The organism is Corynebacterium sp. ACRPH, assembly GCF_022347285.1.
In the GTDB taxonomy this organism is placed as follows: Bacteria; Actinomycetota; Actinomycetes; order Mycobacteriales; family Mycobacteriaceae; genus Corynebacterium.
Map to the genome: position 1 here is coordinate 11905 of NZ_JAKRND010000016.1, position 21389 is coordinate 33293.

Sequence of the window (21389 nt, forward strand, 5' to 3'; positions counted from 1 at the left end):
CGGGGTTCGTCTTAGGCGCCCAGCATTGCCTGGCCACACACGCGGACAACGTTGCCGGTGACAGCCTGGGAAGCCGGAGCTGCGAAATAGGCGATGGTCTCGGCGACGTCCACGGTCTCGCCACCCTGCTGCAGGGAGGACAGCAGACGGCCACCGACGCGAGTGCCGAACGGGATGGCGGCGGTCATCTGGGTCTCGATGAAGCCCGGAGCCACAGCGTTGACGGTGATGCCACGGTCAGCCAGCTTCTCGGAGAAGGAATCCACGAAGCCGATCACGCCGGCCTTGGTAGCGCCGTAGTTGGTCTGGCCACGGTTACCGGCGATACCGGCGATGGAAGCCACGCCGATGACACGGCCGTTGTCGGCCAGGCCGCCGTTATCCAGCAGCTTCTCGGTGATGCGCACCGGTGCAGCCAGGTTGACGGCGATGACGGAATCCCAACGGCCCTCGTCCATGTTGGCCAGCAGCTTATCGCGGGTGATGCCGGCGTTGTGGACGATGATGTCGATCGGGCCGCCGTGGCGAGCCTCCGCGTGCTCCTTCAGCTTCTCAGCAGCGTCGGCAGCGGTGACGTCCAGCGGCAGGGCAGTGCCGCCAACCTTGTTGGCGGTCTCTGCCAGGCCCTCGCCAGCCTGCGGAACGTCCACGCAGATGACCTTGGCACCGTCGCGAGCCAGCACCTCTGCGATGGTGGCGCCGATACCGCGGGCAGCGCCGGTAACCACGGCGATCTTGCCCTCGGAAGGCTTGTCCCAGTTGGCCGGGGCGGTCGCGGACTGGGCGTCAACACGAATAACCTGAGCGTCCACGAACGCCGACTTGGCGGACAGGACGAAGCGCAGGGTGGACTCCAGGCCAGCGAGGTCGGCGGAAGCGTCCGGGGCGGTGTACACCAGCTGGACGGTGGCGCCGCGCAGCAGTTCCTTACCGACGGAGCGGGTGAAGCCCTCCAGGGCACGCTGAGCGATGCGCTCGTCAGCGTTGTCAATCAGCTCAGGGGTGGTGCCGATGACCAGCAGGCGAGCGCAGGGCTGCAGCTGACGCATGACCGGGTGGAAGAAGTCGTACAGCTGACGGAGGTCTTCCGGCTTGGTGATGCCGGTGGCGTCAAAAACCAGACCGGCGTACTTGTTATCGCCAGCGGAGGTAGAGACCTTGTAGTCGTCGGCGAGCAGCTCCTCGATGCGGCCGACCAGGCGACCGGAACCGCCCAGCAGAACACGGCCGTCCAGCGCGGGCTCGCCCTCCTTGTAACGACGCAGCTTCGTCGGTACCGGCAGGCCAGCCTGCTTGGAGATCTTCTTGCCGAGGTCCGAGTTGATGAACTTCAGGTATGCATCCTGGTTTTCAGGCACTAGCTTTAACTCCTCATGTCTATATTTTCGCCACAGTGGGTGGCAATTCGGCGCGAAATATACAAGTCTTGTTGGCGATACGCACACGCGCGTTGCCGAGACAATGTATGTTCTCATGTATAACCATACGGTGTGATCGAGCACACCGTGTAGGAAAACGTTCTTTCAATTCACATTCTTCGATGGAGTGACACAAAAATATGACTAACGGAGCACCCCGCAAGGTCGCCATCCTGGGCGGCAACCGCATCCCGTTCGCCCGTTCCAACAAGGAGTACGCGAACGCGTCTAACCAAGACATGCTGACCGCCGCCATCGATGGCCTGGTCGCACGCTACGGCCTGCAGGGCGAGGAGCTGGGCCAGGTCGTCGCCGGCGCCGTGCTGAAGCACTCCCGCGACTTCAACCTGACCCGCGAGACCGTCCTCGGCTCCGCACTGTCCTCCACCACTCCGGCCTTCGATCTGCAGATGGCCTGCGGCACTGGCCTGGCTGCCCTGGTACAGGTTGCGGACGCAATCGCCCTGGGCCGCATCGAGTCCGGCATCGGCGGCGGCGTGGACACCACCTCCGACGCACCGCTGGCTGTTAACGATCAGCTGCGCAAGACCCTGATCAAGCTGAACAACGCGAAGACCACCACCGACCGCCTGAAGCTGGTCGGCCAGATCCGCCCCTCCCAGCTGGCCCCGGAGCAGCCGAACAACGGTGAGCCCCGCACCGGACTGTCCATGGGTGACCACGCGGCCATCACCGCCCGCGAGTTCGGCCTGACCCGCGAGGAGCAGGACCAGCTGGCAGCTGAGTCCCACCAGAAGCTGGCCAAGGCATACGACGAGGGCTTCTTCGAGGACCTCATCACCCCGTACCTGGGCGTGCAGCGCGACACCAACCTGCGCCCGGACTCCAACGTAGAGAAGTTGGCCAAGCTGAAGCCGGTCTTCGGCAAGAAGGACGCCGAGCAGCACGGCACCAAGGCCACCATGACCGCCGGTAACTCCACCCCGCTGACCGACGGCGCTTCTGCAGTCCTGATCTCCTCTGAGGAGTGGGCGGCAGAGCACAACATCCCGGTTAAGGCATACCTGGTGGACTCCGAGGTTGCTTCCGTGGACTTCATCAACGGCCGCGACGGCATGACCCCGGACGGCCTGCTGATGTCCCCGACCTATGCGGTTGCGTGCCTGCTGAAGCGCAACAACCTCACCCTGCAGGACTTCGACTTCTACGAGATCCACGAGGCCTTCGCCTCCCAGAGCTGCGCCACCCTGAAGGCTTGGGAGTCCGACGAGTACTGCCGCGAGCGCCTGGGCCTGGATGGCGCCCTGGGTGCCATCGACCGCGCAAAGCTGAACGTTAAGGGCTCCTCCCTGGCAGCCGGCCACCCGTTCGCCGCTACCGGCGGCCGCATCATCGCCACCGCTGCGAAGGTGCTGGAGGAAAACGGCGGCGGTCGCACCCTGGTTTCCATCTGTGCAGCAGGTGGTCAGGGCATCGTCGCCATCATCGAGCGCTAAAGCGCCGCTAGCCGCTAGCTGCTAGTTAGCTTCTAGCGGCCAGCGGCTGCGAGCCGCCGGTTGCTAGAACACCTTCGCCAGATCGGTCTTGTACACCACCGCGTTGTAGCTGTGCCACGAGGTGGCCACCCAGTACAAGTTCCCATCGGTCTGGTGCGGGTACATATACCCGCCGTAGATATCCGGCACCTGGGCCCTGGAGATCAGCGTTTTCGCGCTGCTCCAGGGCCCTTCTGGGCTATCGGCTTGGCGCAGCACCATTCCTTGAGTGGATTCGTAGAGTGCCAACCACTTGCCGAGGTGCTCGTTGTACTGCACGGATAGTTCGGAGACTCGCCCGTCGAGCACTGGCTTTGCAGCGTCCATGCGGGAGCTCCAGCCACTGCCGTCCCAGTAGTCCGCGGAGCTGAAGTCGGGGAATTCCGCCTCGTTGATGCGTGCCAAGCGCGCCTGGCCGGAGCGCCCCGACGGGGTGCCGTAGACGTACACGTAGCCGTCGTCGCCCGCAGCTGCGCCCTCCGGTGCCTTGGCGAAGGCGGTCATCTGGAAGTAGTCGTTGCTACGGCTGTGTGCTGGGAGGTCAGGCAGGCGGCTGTCCTTAGAAGCCACCGAGCTGGTGCGGTAGGAGCTCGGCACCACGGAGAAAGTCTTCCCGCCATCTGTGGATTTCGCCGTCGCGGCGTAGTTCGTGCGCCACTGTCCCGGGCGCCCCCAGTCGCGCACGGACATGAAGTCCACGTACTGCGCACCATTTACCTCGATGCCTGCGGTCGGGATGATTGTCTTCTCCACACCGTCGATCTTTAGAGATTCAGGTAGGAATTCTGCGGAGTTCGCCCCCGTGGCAGGGCCACCCATGTGGATGCCGTTGGAGGGATCCATATCGTCGGTCTCGTACAGAGCATTGGAGTGCCAGCCGTTGTTTCCGGCACCGCAGCGGAAGGAATCACCGAACGCTGCCAGCACGCGCCCATCGCCGGAATCCCACATGATGCCCAGGTCGGTGGAGCTCAAACCCGTCTTGTCGGTGCGGTCGGGGCCGAACCGGCCGGTAAGCACGTGCATCGCCTCGGTATTTCCGGTGACCTTCGGCATGCCCTCGGGCTTACCGGTCAGCCACTGTGGCTGCCCGAGACTACCGGCAAGTGAGCCGCTGCTGCTGGCGACCAGCCCATCGCTGGTGGTGGGCTTGTAAGTCCAGCATGGATCCGCCGCGGCGTGACCCGTAGACAGGGCGGTCACGGCGGTGGCAGTAGCCAGGATTGAGCCGGCAGTCAAGGTTGCGGCGAGGGTGCGGCGAGAGGCAGAAATCTTATGCATGCAAGTTATATTTGCATACGTCCTTCTGCGTTGCCCGCCGAACTCCGCTATATTTTCGGCTATGGCTAATTCCTCTCGCATTGCTTCCATCGCTGTGGCTGGCGTTCTTACTCTGTCCAGCGCCGCGGGCATCGCTGGCGCCGCGGACGCTGATTCCGCCTCTGAAACCCTCCAGCCGCTGCCGACCGTCGAGACCCCCAAGGCTCCTGCGTCGGGCAGCTTGGGCAGCTCTTCACGCGTGCCGAAGGCCTGCCAGAAGCTGGACCAGCAGATCGAGAAAGTCCGTAAGCAGTGGGACGAAGCAGTCGCCGAGCAGGACATCTACAAGGCTAACGGCCTGCGCATGGAGTTCGGCAACCTCGCCGCTAGCTACTACCAGTGCCGCCTGGCCGGAAACACTCTGGCAGGTTCGCTGTAGGCGCTAGCATGGCCTCATGATCACAATTGGGCTGACTGGTGGAATCGGATCCGGCAAGTCAACCGTCTCTTCGCGGTTGGCGGAGCTCGGTGCTTTTATTGTTGACGCCGACCTGGTGGCGCGCGAGATCGTCGAACCAGGTCAGCCAGCTTTGGCCGAGCTGGCGGAAGCCTTTGACGGGGTGCTGAACCCCGACGGCACGTTAAACCGCGCGGAGCTGGCCAGGCAGGCTTTCGCCACGCCGGAGGCGACGGAGAAGCTCAACGCGATCACCCACCCGCGCATTCGTGCCCGCACCGAAGAGCTGTTTAAGCAGGGGAGGGAGTCGGGCGCACAGGTGCTCGTCTACGACATGCCGCTGCTCATCGAAAACGGTGAGGTCGACAAGGTCGACCACGTGTTGGTGGTGGACGCTCCCGACGAGCTGCGCATCGACCGGCTAGTGCAGCACCGCGGTTTGGACGAGGACGACGCGCGCCGCCGCATTGCCGCCCAGATCGACCGCGAGACCCGCCTGAATGCGGCGGACACGGTGCTGGATAACTCCGGATCCCTGGAAAGCTTCCTCGAGCAGGTCGACGGCTTCTGGGACGGGATCTAGAACCTACTACCAGAAGCGCGGAATGCCGGCGCGCGTAATCGCGGGCAACCTCCAGGCGGCGCTGCAGGTTGGGGTGTACGGAACCGTCCGGGTTCAGTCCATTGCCCAGTACCACCACAGTGGCTCGCGGATTGGTGCCCTTGCCAGGAGCCTTCACAGGAGCCTCCAGCACCTTGAGAATGTGGCTCACCTCGGCGCGTCGGGCGGGGGAGAGCCGATCCAGTGCGGGACGGGGATCCTGGTTCAGATACTGGGCGGCGATGGCGGCCGCGGAGTAGGCGTCATCAACAGTGCGAGCAGTACGCGCACCGCTGGGACCAACCGGTAACAGCTCGCCAGGAATATCGACGGTGTTGGGTCCGATCGGCGCAGAACCAGCAACGATCGGCGGGACGGCGGGTGGTGTCCGGGGTGGCAAGTAGACTAGCGGGCATGGCCTTTGCAGCAGAACGTCCCGAATTGTCGTACTCCGAGTTCCGCCCCGTGGGGGAGGTCGAACGCTCGAATGCGAAGTTCGAAGTCATCAGCGACTACAAACCCGCCGGCGACCAGCCGAAGGCGATCGAAGAGCTGCACCAGCGCCTTAACCGCGGCGAACGCGACGTGGTGTTGATGGGCGCCACCGGTACCGGTAAGTCCGCGACGGCCGCCTGGCTGATCGAACAAGAGCAGCGCCCCACCCTGGTGATGGCGCCGAATAAGACCCTGGCCGCCCAGCTGGCCAACGAGCTGCGCAGCCTGCTGCCGAACAACGCGGTGGAGTACTTCGTCTCCTACTACGACTACTACCAACCAGAGGCGTATATCGCGCAGACGGATACGTACATCGAGAAAGACTCGTCCATCAACGAAGACGTGGAGCGCCTACGCCACTCCGCGACCTCCGCGCTGCTGTCGCGCCGGGACGTGGTGGTTGTGTCCTCGGTCTCCTGCATCTACGGCCTCGGCACCCCGCAGTCTTACCTGGACCGCTCTGTGGTTTTGAAGGTCGACGAGGAGGTCGAACGCGATCGGTTCCTGCGCCTGCTGGTGGATATCCAATACTCCCGCAACGACGTCGCCTTTACCCGCGGTACCTTCCGCGTAAAAGGCGACACGGTGGACATCATCCCGGCCTACGAGGAGCTGGCGGTGCGCGTGGAGTTCTTCGGCGACGACATCGACGCGCTGTACTACATCCACCCGCTGACCGGCGACGTGATTCGCCAGGTCGACGAGCTGCGCATCTTCCCAGCCACCCACTACGTGGCCGGCCCGGAACGCATGGAAAAGGCCATGCAGGCCATCAAGGAAGAGCTGGCAAAGCGCCTAGAGGAACTGGAGAACCGCGGCAAGCTGCTGGAGGCCCAGCGCCTGCGCATGCGCACCGAATACGACCTGGAGATGATCCAGCAGGTGGGCTTCACCAGCGGCATCGAGAACTACTCCCGCCACATCGACGGCCGCGCCGCCGGTTCCGCGCCCGCCACCCTGATCGATTACTTCCCCGAGGACTTCCTGACCATCATCGACGAGTCCCACGTAACCGTCCCGCAGATCGGCGGCATGTTCGAAGGCGACATGTCCCGCAAACGCAACCTGGTGGAACACGGCTTCCGCCTCCCTAGCGCGCTGGATAACCGGCCGCTGACGTGGGAGGAGTTCGACGACCGCAAGGGCCAGTGCGTCTACATGTCCGCCACCCCCGGCGATTACGAGATCGCCGCCGCCCAGGGCGAGTACGTCGAGCAGGTCATTCGCCCGACCGGCCTGGTGGATCCGAAGGTGGAGGTGCGCCCGACCGAAGGCCAGATCGACGACCTGATCGAGCAGATCCGCCAGCGCACCGAAAAGAACGAGCGCGTGCTGGTCACCACACTGACCAAGCGCATGGCCGAGGACCTCACCGACTACCTACTGGAGCACGGCGTGAAGGTCCGCTACATGCACTCCGACATCGATACTCTCAAGCGCGTGGAGCTGCTCCGCCAGCTGCGTCTGGGTGAGTTCGACGTGTTGGTGGGCATCAACCTGCTGCGTGAGGGCTTGGACCTGCCGGAGGTCTCGCTGGTGGCGATCCTGGATGCGGACAAGGAGGGCTTCCTGCGCTCCGAACGCTCGCTGATCCAGACCATCGGCCGTGCTGCCCGTAACGTCTCCGGCGAGGTCATCATGTACGCCGACCAGGTCACCGACTCGATGCAGTACGCCATCGACGAGACGGAGCGCCGCCGCGCCAAGCAGATCGCCTACAACGAAGAGCACGGCATTGATCCGCAGCCTTTGCGCAAGAAGATCGCCGATATCTTGGACCAGGTCGCGGAGCTAGAAGCGGAATCTGGTGCGGACGCCGCAGGCGGCGCCGGCGCCGATTCCAGCGCCGGGGGGCGGGGTGAATCGCCCGAGGCCGACTGGGCGCTGGTGCGCGGTTCCAGCGAGGAACCGATGGCTCGCCCGCAGCTGGAGAAGCTGATCCAGGATATGACGGAACAGATGAAGTCCGCGGCGAAGGAGTTGAAGTTCGAGCTCGCCGGCCGCCTCCGCGACGAAATCGCGGATCTAAAAAAGGAACTACGGGGCATGATCGAAGCTGGGTTGTAATATTAGAGTTATGTACAACACAGTCGTGGTCGGAACCGATGGGTCGGAATCTTCTTTTCTAGCAGTGCGACGCGCCGCGGGCGTAGCCGCCGCCATGGACGCGGAGCTCGTCCTGGCCAGCGCGTATGTGGGGGAGCACGCGGATACCGCGACCAAGCAGACCACTGCGGTGGAAGGGGAGATGTCCGCGGCTGAGGTGTTGGCGTCCGCACGAAAAGAGGCCGAAGGCGAGGGCGCCAAGAAGGTCCGTGCGGTGCTAAAGGAAGGCGACCCGGTAGAGGCGCTGATGAGCATCGTCAAGAGCGAGGAGGCGGACCTGCTGGTCGTCGGCAACCGTGGGATTAACTCGCTGACCGGGCGCCTGCTGGGCAGTGTGCCAGCCGATGCGGCGCGCCAGGCGGAGTGCGATGTGATGATCGTCCACACCGTCGGCACCAGGGACTAGCCCTTCTTGATCCGCGCTAGACCCGCTTAATCCCAGGGCAACGGGCGGGCATGCACAACCGTCAGGCCCTGGGTGGCGCGCGTCATGGCCACGTAGAGGTCGTTGAGCCCCTGGGGGGAGCTCTCCACAATGTCCGCCGGCTCGACCAGGATCACCTCGTCGAACTCCAGGCCCTTCGCGGCGGCGGTATCCACAAGCACAACTTCCACGCCCGCTTTTTCCGCCTCGGATTGCTCCGCTGCCTGCTCCGTCACAATGTCCTTTAGGCGCGCGGGGTCAGCGGTAATCACACCGATCAGGCCGGATTCACCCGTGAGCTCCCGGGCCTGCTCGACCGTCGCCTGAACCTTCGAATCGAGCTCGGCGCCGGTCGCCGCCTTGGCATACCGCACCCCGGTACCCGATTCGCGCAGTGCCAGGGGAGAAGGCTGCGAGGGGTCGATCTCGTGCAACAGCGGCGCGGCAAGATCCGCAATGTCCTTCGGAGTGCGGTAGTTCACCGTCAGCTGGTGCAGGTGCCAGCGGTCGGCCACGAAAGGTGAAAGCGCCTCCGCCCAGCTATCCACCCCGCCGGGGTTGCCGGTCTGCGCCGGGTCGCCCACCAACGTCATCCACTTGTTCGGCGAGCGGCGGAACACCATCCGCCAGGCCATTTCGCTGAGCTCCTGCGCCTCGTCGACGATCACGTGCCCGAATGCCCACCGGCTATCGGCTGCCGCCCGTTCGGCAGTCGTGCGGTGGTCGCGGATTCGCTGGCGGGCGGCCAGCGTTTCGGCGTCGATAACGTCGTAGGCCATCAGCACTTCGGGCGCGAAGCCGTCGTCCAGGTCCTGGCTGGCCGAGCCGGTGAGGATGTCCAGTGCCTCCTGCGCCTCGGTGATCTTCTCCAACCACTGCTCGCGCTCTTCGGCGGCGGTCTCCTCGTCGGAGACATAGCCCAGCATGTCGATTAGTTCGTCGATGAGTGGCGCGTCGGCGTCAGTCCATTCACCGCTGGGGTGGGCGGCCAGGCCGCGCCACGTGTCCTCGTCGTAGTCGACGGCGATGGCCGCCGGGTCTGCGTACAGCCGCTCCAGCACCTGGTTGGGGTGCAGCTCGGGCCAGAATTGCCCCAGTGCGTCCACGACCGTCGGATCCGCACCGAGTTCCTCGCGTAGGGTGGCGATGTCGCCCTTGCCCAGCAGGTTTTCGCCTCCCAGCGGGTCGGCGCCGATGCTTTCGCCCAGGGCCTCCGCCAGCGAATTCAGCCCGCGGTCGAGGAAGGCTGCCCGCGCATGATTGTGCGGCTTGCGGGAGCGCCGCGCACGAGTCCTGGCCGCCCGCACCATCTTCGGCGTGAGCTGCACGTTGAGCCCGTCGATGCTGATGTCGATGCTGTCTTCCGGCACGGTCTGGTAGGTCTTGATCGCATCAGCCAGGATCGTCAGCATCTCCGCCGAGCCCTTGACTTCGCGCGCTAGCAGGTTCGTCTCCGGCACGGTGTGCAGGTTCGGCAGCAGGGTGCCGGGGGTTGCCAGCACCACGCCAGTTTCGCCCAGCGAGGGCAGCACCTGCGAAATGTAGGAAAGGAAGCGGTCGTTAGGGCCGATGATCAGCACGCCCGTGTTATCGAGCTGCTCGCGCCACGTGTACAGCAGGTACGCCGCCCGGTGCAGCGCCACGGCAGTCTTGCCGGTTCCAGGCGCTCCCTGGACCACGGTCACGCCACGGTGTGCGGCGCGGATGATCGCGTCCTGTTCCGCCGCGATCGTCTCTACGATGTCTTGCATATACGCGGTGCGCGCCCTGTTGACGGCATCGAGTAGCGCTTCTTCTTTGGCGACGCCCCCTCGCGGCCCAGTACCTACCGCATCGGTCGGTCCTGCCGTGGTGGATAGCTGTTCGTCTGCCACGCTGCGCACCGTCCGACCACGGGTGGTGATGTGCCGCCGCGTGTGTACCCCGTCGGGGCGCAGGGTGGTGGCTAGGTAGAAGGGGCGGGCCAGGGGAGCGCGCCAGTCCATCAGCAGGGTGCGCATCTGCTCGTCGTCATCGTGTAGGCCGATGCGCCCGATGTATCGGCGATCCAGGTGTTCGTTTCCGGGGACGGGGTTCTCCGCCTCCGCATCCTCCACGTCGATGCGCCCGAACATCAAACCAACCTCTGCCGCAGAGTAGGAATCCAGGCGTTGAGCAATGTCGCGTGCCTCGCGGTCGCGCACCATCAGACCCTGCGGGTCGTCGATATCGGCCTCCAGTCGGACAGCCTTGAGCCGCTGTTCCAGCTTCTCGCGGGCTTGGTCGACCCGTTCTAGGAGGTCGTCGAGGTAGCGCTGCTCGGCAGCGATGTCGTCGGTGGGCGACAAGGTGGGTGGGGGTTCCCTTCTGAGTCTGGGCTTTTAAGGATAGAGCACGCCAGTTTACTCCCTCTGCGATGCTTTCGATAGCAAAGAACCCCTGGTAGCTGAACTAACCAGGGGCTCTAAGTGTATTTAGCTCTTACTTGAAGCGCTTTTGCGCCTTCTTCTGAGCTTTCTTTGCTCGCTTCTGTGCCTTCTGGGCGCGCTTGCGGGACTTCTTGGTGGCCTTCTGAACGTCCTTCTTCAGGCCTTCGGTGTCGAAGTCGTCCCATGCATCCTGTGCCTTGGCAGCAGCGGACTGTGCGTAGTCGGAAGCCTGATCGCCGAACTCAGCTGCGCGCTCGCGCAGATTCTCGGCCGTTTCCTTCCACTCGTCCTGGTGCTCGTCCACGTAGTCGGCAACCTTATCCTGTACCTGGCCAGCAACCTCCTTCGTCTTGGCGAAGAAGCCCTGGGCCTGGTCGGAAGCGCTGACAGCGAAGGCCTTGGACTGGGTCTGAGCGTTCTCCAGCATCTTCTGCTGCTCAGTCTTGCCCGGCATTGCCTGCTGCGCACGCCACTTCAGCCCCGGCTTGCCGGCGGTATCTGCAGAGGTGATAACCAGGCCACCCAGCAGCGCCAGGTCGGTCACTAGGCCGCGGATCTCCTCCTTACGCTCCGCACCATTGGAAGCATTCCAGAATGCGTGGCGGGACAGCGCGGTCGGGATCTGCACGGCGGCCAGGGTAGCGGCGGCCAGGCGCGGAGCCTTACCGGTGGCCAGCAGGGCAGAGGCGACGACCTTGGTGGTGCCAACCACGCGCACGGTGGTCTCAGCATCGTCAGGAATCAGGCCGGCCTTATCCTGCGGAAGCACGGAACGCAGAGTGCCGTTGATAGCCTTTGCGTCTTCTGCATATTCGTTGCTGTTCAGCAGCATCTGGGCGCCGTCAACGGCGAAAGCGGAAGCCAGCAACGGGCGGGCAAGAGTACGGAACATTTGGGTCTACACACTCCTCATTAGTTGGTGGCACGACCCTTTACTGCGTCTAGTCGTGCTCGAACAATCTCCCAGGTTACCTGAATCAATCTCACCGGGAGTGGGGTCCGGGGCTACCTACCAGCCTCGCGCGGCCCACTCATCCAACTTTCCCTTTTCCTCCCCGACGGAGGTGGAATCGCCGTGACCAGGGTGGATTCGAGTTTTTTCGGGGAGGGTGAAGATCCTGTCGCGCACGTCGCCCAGGAGCTGCTGGAACTGCTCAGGGCTATTTGTTTTTCCGACGCCACCGGGGAAAACACTGTCACCCACCCACGCTCGTGGCACGCGCCCGTCGGCCAGATCCAGCACCGCCAAGCCGCCCGGGGTGTGGCCGCGCAGCTCGACTACCTGCAAACCCAGCCCAGGCAGCTGTGCGCCAGCCAGATCCAGCGATTCCAGCGATCCCTCGTCGTTTCCGTACACTCGGTCTGGTGCCACGGGCAGCGCCTCGGCATCCAGGCGCGGCCCGTGGTGGCGAGCGCCTGTCGCCTTTAGGACGTCTGCCAGCGCGCGAGTGTGGTCTGCATGCTGGTGGGTCGTGAGCACGTCGGTGATACGTACACCCAGCTGTTCGGCCAGGCCTAGCAGGTGTTCTGCATCGTCGGCGGCATCCACCAGCAACGCCTCGCCGCCCCGGCACAGCAACCAACAATTGTTGTCCATAGAACCCACGGTCGTCACTGCGTACGTATGGGCGTCAGAACTAAGAACCTGCACGTCGCGAGGTGCGGAAAGATGGCTAAATTCAGTAACTTGCTGCATGGCACCACACTAGCGATGTCTCGGCGATGGCGTAGACTAGCAGGGTTGATGCTTCAACAAATAAGGAGTGAATAGTGGCCGATCAGCTGATTGTCCGTGGAGCCAGCGAACACAACCTCAAGGGCGTGGATATCGACCTGCCGCGCGACAAGATGATCGTGTTTACAGGGCTGTCCGGCTCGGGCAAATCCTCCCTAGCCTTCGACACCATTTTCGCAGAAGGCCAGCGCCGGTACGTCGAATCTTTGAGCTCCTATGCGCGCATGTTCCTCGGGCGCATGGATAAGCCGGACGTGGAGCTGATCGAGGGGCTGTCCCCGGCGGTGTCCATCGACCAGAAGTCCACGAACCGCAACCCGCGCTCGACCGTCGGCACGGTAACCGAGATCTTCGACTACCTGCGCCTGCTGTACGCCCGCACCGGCATTCCGCACTGTCCGGAGTGCGGCGGTGTGATCCAGCGGCAGACCCCGCAGGAGATCGTGGACCAGATCCTGGCGATGGAGCAGGGACTGAAGTTCCAGGTGCTCGCGCCGGTGGTGCGCACCCGAAAGGGCGAGTTCGTGGACCTCTTCGAGGACCTGGCCGCACAGGGCTACTCCCGCGTGCAGGTCGACGGGGCGGTGTACCAGCTGTCTGACCCGCCGACGCTAGAGAAGCAGGTCAAGCACGACATCGACGTGGTGGTGGACCGCCTGCAGGTGAAGGAATCCCAGAAGCAGCGCCTGACCGACTCGATCGAGACCGCTCTGCAGCTGGCCGATGGGATCGTGGTCCTGGACTTCGTGGGCTTGCCGGACGACGACCCGCACCGCACGCGCCGCTTCTCCGAGAAGATGGCCTGCCCGAATGGTCACGCGATCCAGCTGGACGAGTTGGAGCCGCGCACGTTCTCCTTTAACTCGCCCTACGGTGCTTGCCCTGCTTGTGACGGCCTGGGCACGCGCTTGGAGGTAGACGAGAAGCTGGTGATTCCGGACGAGGACGCAGCCGTGGTCGACGCGATCGCGCCGTGGTCGTCCAGCCCGAACAGCAAGTACTTCACCAAGCTGATCAACGCGCTGGGCGAGGCGATGGGCTTCGACCCGAAGTCCCCGTGGAAGGACCTGAAGGCCACCCACCGCAAGGCCATCCTGAACGGCCACAAGACGCAGATCAAGGTCAGCTACCGCAACCGCTACGGCCGTTCGCGCACGTACAACGCGCCCTTCGAAGGCGTGATGCCCTTCCTGAAGCGCAAGCTCGACCAGACCGATTCCGACTGGTCCAAGGAGCGCTACCGCAGCTACATGCGTGAGGTCGCCTGCCCGACGTGCGACGGCACGCGCCTGAAGCCGGAAGTTCTGGCCGTAACTATTGCCTCGGGCGAGCAGGAACTCTCCATCGCCGAGGTCTCTGATCTTTCTATTGCGGACGCCAGCAGCTTCCTCGACAACCTTTCTCTAAGCAAGCGCGAGGAGATGATTGCCGGGGCAGTTCTGCGGGAGATCCAGGCGCGCCTGAAGTTCCTGCTGGACGTTGGCCTGAACTACCTGTCGATGTCCCGCTCCGCGGGCACGCTTTCCGGCGGTGAGGCCCAGCGCATCCGCCTGGCTACGCAAATTGGTTCCGGTCTGGCGGGCGTGCTGTACGTGCTGGATGAGCCTTCAATCGGCCTGCACCAGCGCGATAACGAGCGGCTGATCCGCACTCTGCAGCACCTGCGCGATCTGGGCAACACCCTGATCGTGGTGGAGCACGACGAGGACACGATCCGCACGGCCGACTGGCTGGTGGATATTGGTCCGCGTGCCGGCGAGTACGGCGGCGAGATTGTCTACCAGGGCGAGCCCAAGGGCATCCTCGAGGCGAAGGATTCCTTGACCGGCCAGTACCTGTCCGGTGAAAGGGTGCTGGCTGTCCCGGAGAAGCGCCGCCCGATCGATAAGGACCGGGTGCTGACGGTACACGGCGCCCAGGAAAATAACCTGAAGAACGTGGACGTCACTCTGCCGCTGGGCGTGCTGACGCTGATCACTGGTGTGTCGGGCTCCGGTAAGTCTTCCCTGATCAACGGCATCGTGGCGAAGTCTCTGAGCAACACCCTGAACAAGGCGCGCCAGGTGCCGGGACACCACAAGAAAATCACGGGCACGGAGCACTTGGACAAGCTGGTGCAGGTGGATCAGAGCCCGATTGGCCGCACTCCGCGATCCAACCCGGCTACGTACACGGGCGTGTTCGACAAGATCCGCAAGCTATTCGCCGAGACGACTGAGGCGAAGGTGCGTGGCTACACCGCGGGCCGGTTCTCGTTCAACGTCAAGGGCGGGCGCTGCGAGGCCTGCCACGGCGATGGCACGCTGAAGATCGAGATGAACTTCCTGCCAGACGTGTACGTGCCCTGCGAAGTCTGCGAGGGCGCTCGCTACAACCGCGAGACGCTGGAGGTTCACTACAAGGGCAAGTCCATCGCCGAGGTGCTGGACATGCCGATTTCCGAGGCAGCGGAGTTCTTCGAGCCCGTCACCTCGATTTCCCGCTACCTGAACACCCTGGTGGATGTGGGCCTGGGGTACGTCCGCCTGGGTCAGGCGGCCACCACCTTGTCCGGTGGTGAGGCACAGCGCGTGAAGCTGGCCGCCGAGCTGCAGAAGCGTTCCAACGGCCGGACGGTGTACATCCTCGACGAGCCGACCACCGGCCTGCACTTCGAGGACATCCGCAAGCTGATGCTGGTGATCCAGGGGCTCGTGGACAAGGGCAATAGCGTGTTCATCATCGAGCACAACCTGGACGTCATCAAGGCTGCCGACTGGATTGTGGACATGGGGCCGGAGGGCGGCTCCGGCGGCGGCACCGTTGTTGCCGAGGGTACCCCGGAGCAGGTTGCGGAGGTGGAGGATTCCCACACCGGCCGCTACCTGCGATCCATGCTCTGATCCTGCATCGGCGGCTGCGGCTGCTGAGCCTGTCGCTGCATCGGCGGCTGCGGGGGAGTCTTGTTGGGCTTCTCGCGGGTGACAGCGGCAACCAGTAGCACCATGCCGCAGATGAGGAACGCCAGAGCCTGCACAAGGCCACCGAGGACGGACAGGTCGTAGAAGACAAGCTTGGCGGTGGCGATGATCGCCAGCATAAGGCCGGGCTTGGAGTTGTTGCGGTACAGCAGGTACACGGCGCCCAACATCCAGCTGACGGAGATCAGCACGTGCGCCACCATGAATGACAGCTTCGTGGTGGAGATAGCCATAGCGACGGCAGGGATTGCGGAGGAGGCGAGCACAAGGGTGACTACGCCGATAACCAACATCGTCACTTCCGAGTTGGACTGCTTACCCGGAATTTCGCGTCCAGCGATTCCGCGCAGGCCGGTCTCGAGGAGGTATTGGTGGCGATACAGAAGCGCCACCGCTAGCGCGAGGCTGACTACCAGGACGATCGCCGAGTCCGGCACACGCATGCTATCCGCCCCGACCCAGCTGCGCGGTGCGTAGGTGAACACCGCTAGGAAAGAGCACATTAGCGAGATCCATGCGACATTCTTAGGCATCCGCGGCAATCCCCACACAACGGCTGCGGTGTATAGCAGCAGCCCCACAGCGACGATGATGCTCCCGTAGCCAAACGCCGAGGCCTCAGCGGGGGAATGCCGTAGTTCAGAATCCAATGCGTACCACTGGAAGAAGCGGATGATGAAGACAATGGGGAGAGTACCGGCGGAGATTATGAAAGCGAACGCGTTGGCCAGCTGTGGTGGAAGCGGTTCTGTTCCTGGAATCTGGAAGTCCGCTTGGAAGATGCCGCCGTTGACGCGAGCGATGATGTATGCGCACGCAGTTACTAGGGAGATAAAGGCGACGGCCGCCCAGGAATTGCTGGACAACAGGCACACCGACGGAATGATCACCACGGCAACTACGCCGCTGAGGTGAAGTTGGCGGGATGCAAACGGTGGGACGAAGCTGATAATCGTCACGAGCGCGAAGCCCACCACGCCGAGCAGGAACGTCGTAAGTATGAAGGGTGCACTCAGCAGCATCGCGCAGATGTAAGTAATGGTCGCGGTGGTCTGAAGCTTGAACCACGGGCGGCCCCAACGGGCTGCGAAGCCGCAGATAGCGGCGGCGATCAAGCTGCCAGCGAAGTAACCATTGTGGATTTCGCGTTGCACTGCCTGGTCGGCGGGGAACATGGAGAGGAAGTTCGCTGCCGCCGGCAGGATGAACAGAGGCGCAAAGGCGGTGACGACCACCGCGAGAACTTCCTTCTTCCAGGCATATGCCAGTGCCAAAGAGACGGCACATATGACCACCGTCAGCACGCTACCGAGCGCCTCGCCGAACCATCCCAGGTTGAACACCGCGACCCAGAGGTCCGCCAAACCGCCCAGTGTGGCAACTATCAATAGCGCCGAGGAGCTCACTCCGTCTGGTTGCTTCTTGTGCACGATTGTCGACGTCACGGCCAAACCGCCACAGATCACCGCAGCGAGAATCACCGCTCCCTCCGGAGTAAGGATTCCGGAAGCATAGGCCAATAGAGCCAGGAAGGTGAGGCCGACAACCATGATGGAGCCGCCGATGATCGCCAACAGGCGAGTGACCAGGTCCTCCTTTTCCCACCACTGTTGCAGCTTGTTCGGCTCCTTTGGCTCCTGCTGCTTCGCAGCTGGTTGGGGCTGTGGCTGAGGGGCAGCTGGTCGCGATGCCTGCGGACGCGGAGCCTGAGGTTGCGATGCCTGCGGACGGGGTGCCTGAGGTCGCGACGCCTGCGGACGCGCTGGCGCTTGCTGCTTTGGCGGAGCGAACTCCTGGCGCGGCGGTTGTGCAGGGCGCGCCGGGTGGTGCTGCGCCTGTTGTGGCTGCTGTTGACGCTGAGCCGGCGTGGGTTTAGGTTGTGCAGGCTGAGGCTGTGCTGGTTGAGGTTGTGCAGATTGAGGCTGTGCGGGCTGAGGCTTGGGAGCCTGAGGCCGCTCTATCTTGCGTTTAGCCGACCGTTCAGTTAGCGCAGGGGAGTGCTTCTGTGGAGCCTGAGCCGGTGGAGCTTGTAAGTCCGGTTTGGAGCGCGGGGGAGGTGAAGCTGGGGGCGTCACTAAGGAAGAAGAAGGAGCAGCGGCTCGTTGTGCCTGCGAAAGCCTTTGTTGATTAAGAGCGACCTCCCGCAAAATGCCGAACATCTGCGTTTGCGCCTGCGCCTGCGAGCGGGCAAGGTCATCGATGCGTTTGATGAGGTCATTGGTGGGCTGTGCGGATCCGTTAGAAGAGTTGTTCATGGCTCAAAAGCTTATTCTTATTCGGCGCGCCAGGGCGCAGTATTGGTTTTGGTAAATGCTCGGACGATTGTTATACTTCCAAGCACTACCGTCTCGTTCCGACGGTTTGAGTCGCTTTATCTCAAGTTCGTCTCAAACAAACGGAAACGGGCTGCAAGTGGAGATTCCTTCTCCCACCTAGAGACCGCCTTGAGAGGTTGGGCTCGGGTCGTAGCCACAGGCACGGATGGGTTTATGAGAATCCAGAAGTGCAATGCGTGATGCAGGGCAGTTGTTCCCGCTGGCGCAAAGTGGCTGTGATTGTGGGGGAACACAGGGGATCTTCAGTACTGCAGGGGTCGGTAAGACATTAACCAAAACTGCTACTGAGGAGTTCACATTAGCGCAGAAGCTCGCATCAACGACCGTATTCGAGTCCCTGAGGTCCGACTCGTCGGTCCAGGCGGCGAACAGGTCGGTATCGTCAAGACAGACGATGCGCGAAAGCTGGCCTATGAAGCTGACCTCGACCTTGTAGAGGTTGCACCGAACGCCAAGCCGCCCGTGGCAAAGATCATGGACTACGGCAAGTTCAAGTACGAGCAGGCCCAGAAGGCCCGCGAAGCTCGTAAGAACCAGCAGCAGACCGTGGTGAAGGAGCAGAAGTTCCGTCCGAAGATCGACGACCACGACTACGAGACCAAGAAGGGCAACGTCATTCGTTTCCTGCAGAAGGGCTCCAAGGTCAAGGTCACGATCATGTTCCGCGGGCGTGAGCAGTCTCGCCCGGAGCTCGGGTTCCGGTTGCTGGAGCGACTGGCAAACGACGTCGAGGAATACGGCGTAGTTGAGACCCGTGCCAAGCAAGACGGTCGCAACATGACCATGGTGCTGGGCCCGGTCCGCAAGGGCAAGAAGTAGTAACAGAACTAGTTGTTAGAGGTTTTTCACCAATGAAGCAGAAGACTCACAAGGGTGCCGCAAAGCGCATCAAGATCTCCGGTTCCGGCAAGCTGCGTCGCGAGCAGGCTAACCGCCGCCACCTGCTGGAGGGCAAGCCTTCCAAGCGCACCCGTCGCCTGAAGGGCACCGAGGACGTCGCTCCGGCCGATGTCAAGCGCATGAAGCGTCTGCTGGGCAAGGCATAACTTAAAGCCCGCTTTCCCACCCCTATTCACCCAACCGCGTCATCGAGTGGATACAGCGCTTGTGAAAGTGCTGACCCCGAGGCGCGCACTCTTAAAGAAAAGGAAGTATCACCGTGGCACGTGTCAAGCGCTCAGTGAACGCCAAGAAGAAGCGTCGCGAAGTACTGAAGTCCGCCAAGGGCTACCGTGGTCAGCGCTCCCGCCTGTACCGCAAGGCAAAGGAGCAGATGCTCCACTCCAAGACTTACGAGTTCCGCGATCGCAAGGCTCGTAAGAACGAGTTCCGCAAGCTGTGGATCCAGCGCATCAACGCCGGTGCTCGCCAGAACGGCATGACCTACAACCGTCTGATCCAGGGTCTGCGCCTGGCCGAGATCGAGGTCGACCGCAAGAACCTGGCCGAGCTGGCCGTCAACGACTTCGACGCATTCACCGCTCTGTGCGAGGCTGCCAAGGCTGCCCTGCCGGAGGACGTTAACGCACCGGCTGCTTCCTAAAGCCAGCCCTAAACGCGTAACGCGCACCCCATCCTGGATACCCAGGGTGGGGTTTTGTCGTATGGGGCACGAGGTCACAGACGGGACGAAGGAGCAGATGACCCTGTTCGAAAACTAGGTCAATTATGCTGTGGGGTATGAACCCGCAGGATGCCCAAGAGCTTTTCACCGAAAGAACCCCTCGCATTGTCAACGCAGCCAAGCTTCACCGGGCGGCTGCGCGCAAGAAGGCGGGGGTTTTCCTCGTGGAGGGGGAGAACAGCGTAGAGGCCGCCATTGCCACCGGAAGTGCCACGGACGTGTACGTCACGCTGGCTGCCGCGGAGCGTTTCGAGCCGATTATCCGCACCGCCGGCTACCTCAATATCTACGTGCACTACATCACGGACAAGGCGGCCAAGCACCTTTCTGATACCGCCACGACTACAGGTTTGTTTGCCGTGTGCAAGCCGGTGTTGTGGTCTGTCGGTAAGGTATTGACGCCCCAGCCTCGGCTAGTGAGCGTCCCAGTGGAAACCAACGACCCCGGCAATGCCGGTACCCTGATCCGAGTGGCCGATGCCATGGGCGCGGATGCCGTGGTGTTCGCCGGGGAGACTGTCGACCCGCAGTCGTGCAAAGCCGCTCGCGCCTCGGCCGGCTCCCTGTTCCACGTGCCGGTGGCCCGCTCCACCAACGTGAAGGACGTGTTGGGTCAGCTGCGTGCCCAAGGGCTGCAGATTCTCGCCACCGCGGCCGACGGTGAGGTCAGCCTGGATGATGCGGGGGAGATCCTTACCAAGCCCACCGCGTGGCTGTTCGGCAATGAGGCGCACGGGCTGGGCGAGGAGCTTCTGGCCGAGGCGGACCTGCGGGTCTCCATCCCGATCCGCGGGCGCGCGGAATCCCTCAACCTCGCCACCGCGGCCTCCATCTGCATGTATGAATCGTCCCGCATCCAAGCGGCGGCGCATGAGGCTGCCGGGGGAGCAGTCGAAGACTGATAAGCCCCAACTCGGTGCGGCAGTGGGCCAGCCGGGTATTATTAACGAGGTTAAGCCGTGCACGTAGAAAGAGGAGCGCACTGAAGTGACGGATTCCGCGGACACTCCCCAGGTAGAGCTTTCGGAGCAGGGGCTCAACGCCGCAGCAGACGCAGCCGAGAAGGCCTTTGCCGAGGCTGCGAATCTGGAGGAACTGGCGGCCGCTCGCCGCGAGCACCTGGGCGACGATGCCCCCATTCCGGCCGCCCGCCGTAGCCTGGGCAGCCTGCCGAAGGATCAGCGCAAGGACGCTGGTCGCCTGGTGAATATGGCGCGGGGTCGCGTCGAAAAGCGCTTCGCCCAGGTCAAGGCCGAACTCGAGCGTAAGCGCAATGAGGAAGTCCTGCGCGCCGAGCGCATCGACGTCACCGAGCCGACCACCCGCGGCCAGCGCGGCGCCCAGCATCCGATCACCATCCTGTCCGAGCAGATCGCCGACATCTTCGTTGGCATGGGCTGGGAAATCGCCGATGGTCCGGAGGTCGAGGCCGAGTACTTCAACTTCGACTCTCTGAATTTCATCCCAGACCACCCCGCGCGCACGCTGCAGGACACGTTCCACATCGCTCCGGAAGGTTCTGGCCAGGTGCTGCGCACCCACACTTCTCCGGTGCAGATGCGCACGATGCTTTCCCGTGACCTGCCGATATTCATCGCCTGCCCGGGTCGCGTGTTCCGCACCGATGAGCTGGACGCCACCCACACCCCCGTGTTCCACCAGGTCGAAGGCCTGGCCGTGGATAAGGGACTGACGATGGCGCACCTGAAGGGCACGCTGGACCACCTGGCCAAGACGCTGTTCGGCGAGGAAGCCAAGACCCGCATTCGCCCGAACTACTTCCCGTTCACCGAGCCCTCCGCAGAGGTGGATGTCTGGTTCGCCGACAAGAAGGGCGGCGCCGGCTGGATCGAGTGGGGCGGCTGCGGCATGGTCAATCCGAACGTCCTGATTGCCGCGGGCGTGGATCCGGAGGAGTACTCCGGCTTCGCCTTCGGCATGGGCATCGAGCGCACCCTGCAGTTCCGCAACGGCCTGCCCGACATGCGCGACATGGTGGAGGGCGATGTGCGCTTCACCCTGCCGTTCGGCGTGCGCCGCTAGAGAAACTTAGAACCCCCAGAGCAACA

18 protein-coding genes are annotated in these 21389 nt (G+C 63.2%); 12 read left to right on the top strand and 6 right to left on the bottom strand.

What is annotated here, in order from left to right:
• Positions 1–11: 11 nt before the first annotated feature.
• Positions 12–1358, bottom strand: a complete 1347-nt coding sequence (locus MHX66_RS08630; protein ID WP_005295764.1) for a 3-oxoacyl-ACP reductase — start codon at positions 1356–1358, stop codon at positions 12–14.
• Positions 1359–1558: 200 nt separating this feature from the next.
• On the opposite strand from MHX66_RS08630, the gene MHX66_RS08635 reads away from it, so the two are divergent.
• A complete protein-coding gene (locus tag MHX66_RS08635; protein ID WP_239202273.1) occupies positions 1559–2875 on the top strand; it encodes an acetyl-CoA C-acetyltransferase in 1317 nt (438 codons plus the stop codon).
• A 63-nt stretch (positions 2876–2938) separates the two neighbouring features.
• Here the strand turns inward: MHX66_RS08635 and MHX66_RS08640 are convergent, their stop codons facing one another.
• Positions 2939–4195 (bottom strand): DUF4185 domain-containing protein, encoded by a 1257-nt coding sequence (locus MHX66_RS08640; RefSeq protein ID WP_239202275.1) that lies wholly within the window; start codon positions 4193–4195, stop codon positions 2939–2941.
• Between the two features lie 61 nt (positions 4196–4256).
• On the opposite strand from MHX66_RS08640, the gene MHX66_RS08645 reads away from it, so the two are divergent.
• The 4 genes from MHX66_RS08645 to MHX66_RS08660 all read left to right on the top strand — a co-directional run bounded on the left by MHX66_RS08645 (position 4257) and on the right by MHX66_RS08660 (position 8239).
• Entirely contained in the window at positions 4257–4613 is a 357-nt protein-coding gene (locus tag MHX66_RS08645) for a hypothetical protein (RefSeq protein WP_239202277.1), read from the top strand.
• A 16-nt stretch (positions 4614–4629) separates the two neighbouring features.
• A complete protein-coding gene (coaE, locus tag MHX66_RS08650) occupies positions 4630–5214 on the top strand; it encodes a dephospho-CoA kinase (RefSeq protein ID WP_239202290.1) in 585 nt (194 codons plus the stop codon).
• 432 nt (positions 5215–5646) lie between these two features.
• Positions 5647–7794 (top strand): excinuclease ABC subunit UvrB, encoded by a 2148-nt coding sequence (uvrB, locus tag MHX66_RS08655; protein WP_239202292.1) that lies wholly within the window; start codon positions 5647–5649, stop codon positions 7792–7794.
• Positions 7795–7804: 10 nt separating this feature from the next.
• Complete coding sequence (locus MHX66_RS08660; RefSeq protein ID WP_034985051.1) at positions 7805–8239, top strand: universal stress protein; 435 nt, start codon at positions 7805–7807, stop codon at positions 8237–8239.
• A 26-nt stretch (positions 8240–8265) separates the two neighbouring features.
• Here MHX66_RS08660 and MHX66_RS08665 read toward each other — a convergent pair whose 3' ends face one another.
• The 3 genes from MHX66_RS08665 to MHX66_RS08675 form a co-directional block, all read right to left on the bottom strand.
• Complete coding sequence (locus MHX66_RS08665; protein WP_239202294.1) at positions 8266–10584, bottom strand: ATP-binding domain-containing protein; 2319 nt, start codon at positions 10582–10584, stop codon at positions 8266–8268.
• Between the two features lie 133 nt (positions 10585–10717).
• Positions 10718–11557: a DoxX family protein gene (locus MHX66_RS08670; protein ID WP_239202296.1), complete on the bottom strand. Its 840-nt coding sequence runs from the start codon at positions 11555–11557 to the stop codon at positions 10718–10720.
• Positions 11558–11674: 117 nt separating this feature from the next.
• Positions 11675–12361, bottom strand: coding sequence for an MBL fold metallo-hydrolase (locus tag MHX66_RS08675; RefSeq protein ID WP_239202298.1), 687 nt, complete (start codon positions 12359–12361; stop codon positions 11675–11677).
• Between the two features lie 74 nt (positions 12362–12435).
• Between MHX66_RS08675 and uvrA the strand changes: the two genes are divergently transcribed.
• Positions 12436–15282, top strand: coding sequence for an excinuclease ABC subunit UvrA (gene uvrA / locus MHX66_RS08680; RefSeq protein WP_239202300.1), 2847 nt, complete (start codon positions 12436–12438; stop codon positions 15280–15282).
• Here uvrA and MHX66_RS08685 read toward each other — a convergent pair.
• Positions 15261–16934 (bottom strand): hypothetical protein, encoded by a 1674-nt coding sequence (locus tag MHX66_RS08685; protein ID WP_239202302.1) that lies wholly within the window; start codon positions 16932–16934, stop codon positions 15261–15263. The two genes, uvrA and MHX66_RS08685, sit on opposite strands and share 22 nt — an antisense overlap.
• An 89-nt stretch (positions 16935–17023) precedes the next feature.
• On the opposite strand from MHX66_RS08685, the gene MHX66_RS08690 reads away from it, so the two are divergent.
• The 6 genes from MHX66_RS08690 to pheS all read left to right on the top strand — a co-directional run bounded on the left by MHX66_RS08690 (position 17024) and on the right by pheS (position 21363).
• Positions 17024–17236 carry a hypothetical protein gene (locus MHX66_RS08690; RefSeq protein ID WP_239202303.1) on the top strand — a complete coding sequence of 71 codons (213 nt, stop codon included), beginning with the start codon at positions 17024–17026 and terminating at the stop codon, positions 17234–17236.
• A 757-nt stretch (positions 17237–17993) separates the two neighbouring features.
• Complete coding sequence (gene infC, locus MHX66_RS08695) at positions 17994–18515, top strand: translation initiation factor IF-3 (protein ID WP_080721354.1); 522 nt, start codon at positions 17994–17996, stop codon at positions 18513–18515.
• Between the two features lie 32 nt (positions 18516–18547).
• Positions 18548–18742, top strand: a complete 195-nt coding sequence (gene rpmI / locus MHX66_RS08700) for a 50S ribosomal protein L35 (RefSeq protein WP_005295736.1) — start codon at positions 18548–18550, stop codon at positions 18740–18742.
• A gap of 113 nt (positions 18743–18855) precedes the next feature.
• Positions 18856–19239, top strand: coding sequence for a 50S ribosomal protein L20 (gene rplT, locus MHX66_RS08705; protein ID WP_011273437.1), 384 nt, complete (start codon positions 18856–18858; stop codon positions 19237–19239).
• 125 nt (positions 19240–19364) lie between these two features.
• A complete protein-coding gene (locus MHX66_RS08710; protein ID WP_239202304.1) occupies positions 19365–20222 on the top strand; it encodes an RNA methyltransferase in 858 nt (285 codons plus the stop codon).
• 85 nt (positions 20223–20307) lie between these two features.
• Positions 20308–21363, top strand: coding sequence for a phenylalanine--tRNA ligase subunit alpha (gene pheS, locus MHX66_RS08715; protein WP_239202305.1), 1056 nt, complete (start codon positions 20308–20310; stop codon positions 21361–21363).
• The last annotated feature ends 26 nt before the right edge of the window (positions 21364–21389 follow it).

Bases quoted from the DNA above. Each gene is read 5' to 3' on its own strand.
- MHX66_RS08675 (WP_239202298.1), bottom strand. From the start codon at position 12,361: ATGCAGCAAGTTACTGAATTTAGCCATCTTTCCGCACCTCGCGACGTG.
- uvrB (WP_239202292.1), top strand. From the start codon at position 5,647: ATGGCCTTTGCAGCAGAACGTCCCGAATTGTCGTACTCCGAGTTCCGC.
- MHX66_RS08660 (WP_034985051.1), top strand. From the start codon at position 7,805: ATGTACAACACAGTCGTGGTCGGAACCGATGGGTCGGAATCTTCTTTT.
- coaE (WP_239202290.1), top strand. From the start codon at position 4,630: ATGATCACAATTGGGCTGACTGGTGGAATCGGATCCGGCAAGTCAACC.
- rpmI (WP_005295736.1), top strand. From the start codon at position 18,548: ATGAAGCAGAAGACTCACAAGGGTGCCGCAAAGCGCATCAAGATCTCC.
- MHX66_RS08640 (WP_239202275.1), bottom strand. From the start codon at position 4,195: ATGCATAAGATTTCTGCCTCTCGCCGCACCCTCGCCGCAACCTTGACT.
- MHX66_RS08645 (WP_239202277.1), top strand. From the start codon at position 4,257: ATGGCTAATTCCTCTCGCATTGCTTCCATCGCTGTGGCTGGCGTTCTT.
- MHX66_RS08670 (WP_239202296.1), bottom strand. From the start codon at position 11,557: ATGTTCCGTACTCTTGCCCGCCCGTTGCTGGCTTCCGCTTTCGCCGTT.
- MHX66_RS08635 (WP_239202273.1), top strand. From the start codon at position 1,559: ATGACTAACGGAGCACCCCGCAAGGTCGCCATCCTGGGCGGCAACCGC.
- MHX66_RS08710 (WP_239202304.1), top strand. From the start codon at position 19,365: ATGCTGTGGGGTATGAACCCGCAGGATGCCCAAGAGCTTTTCACCGAA.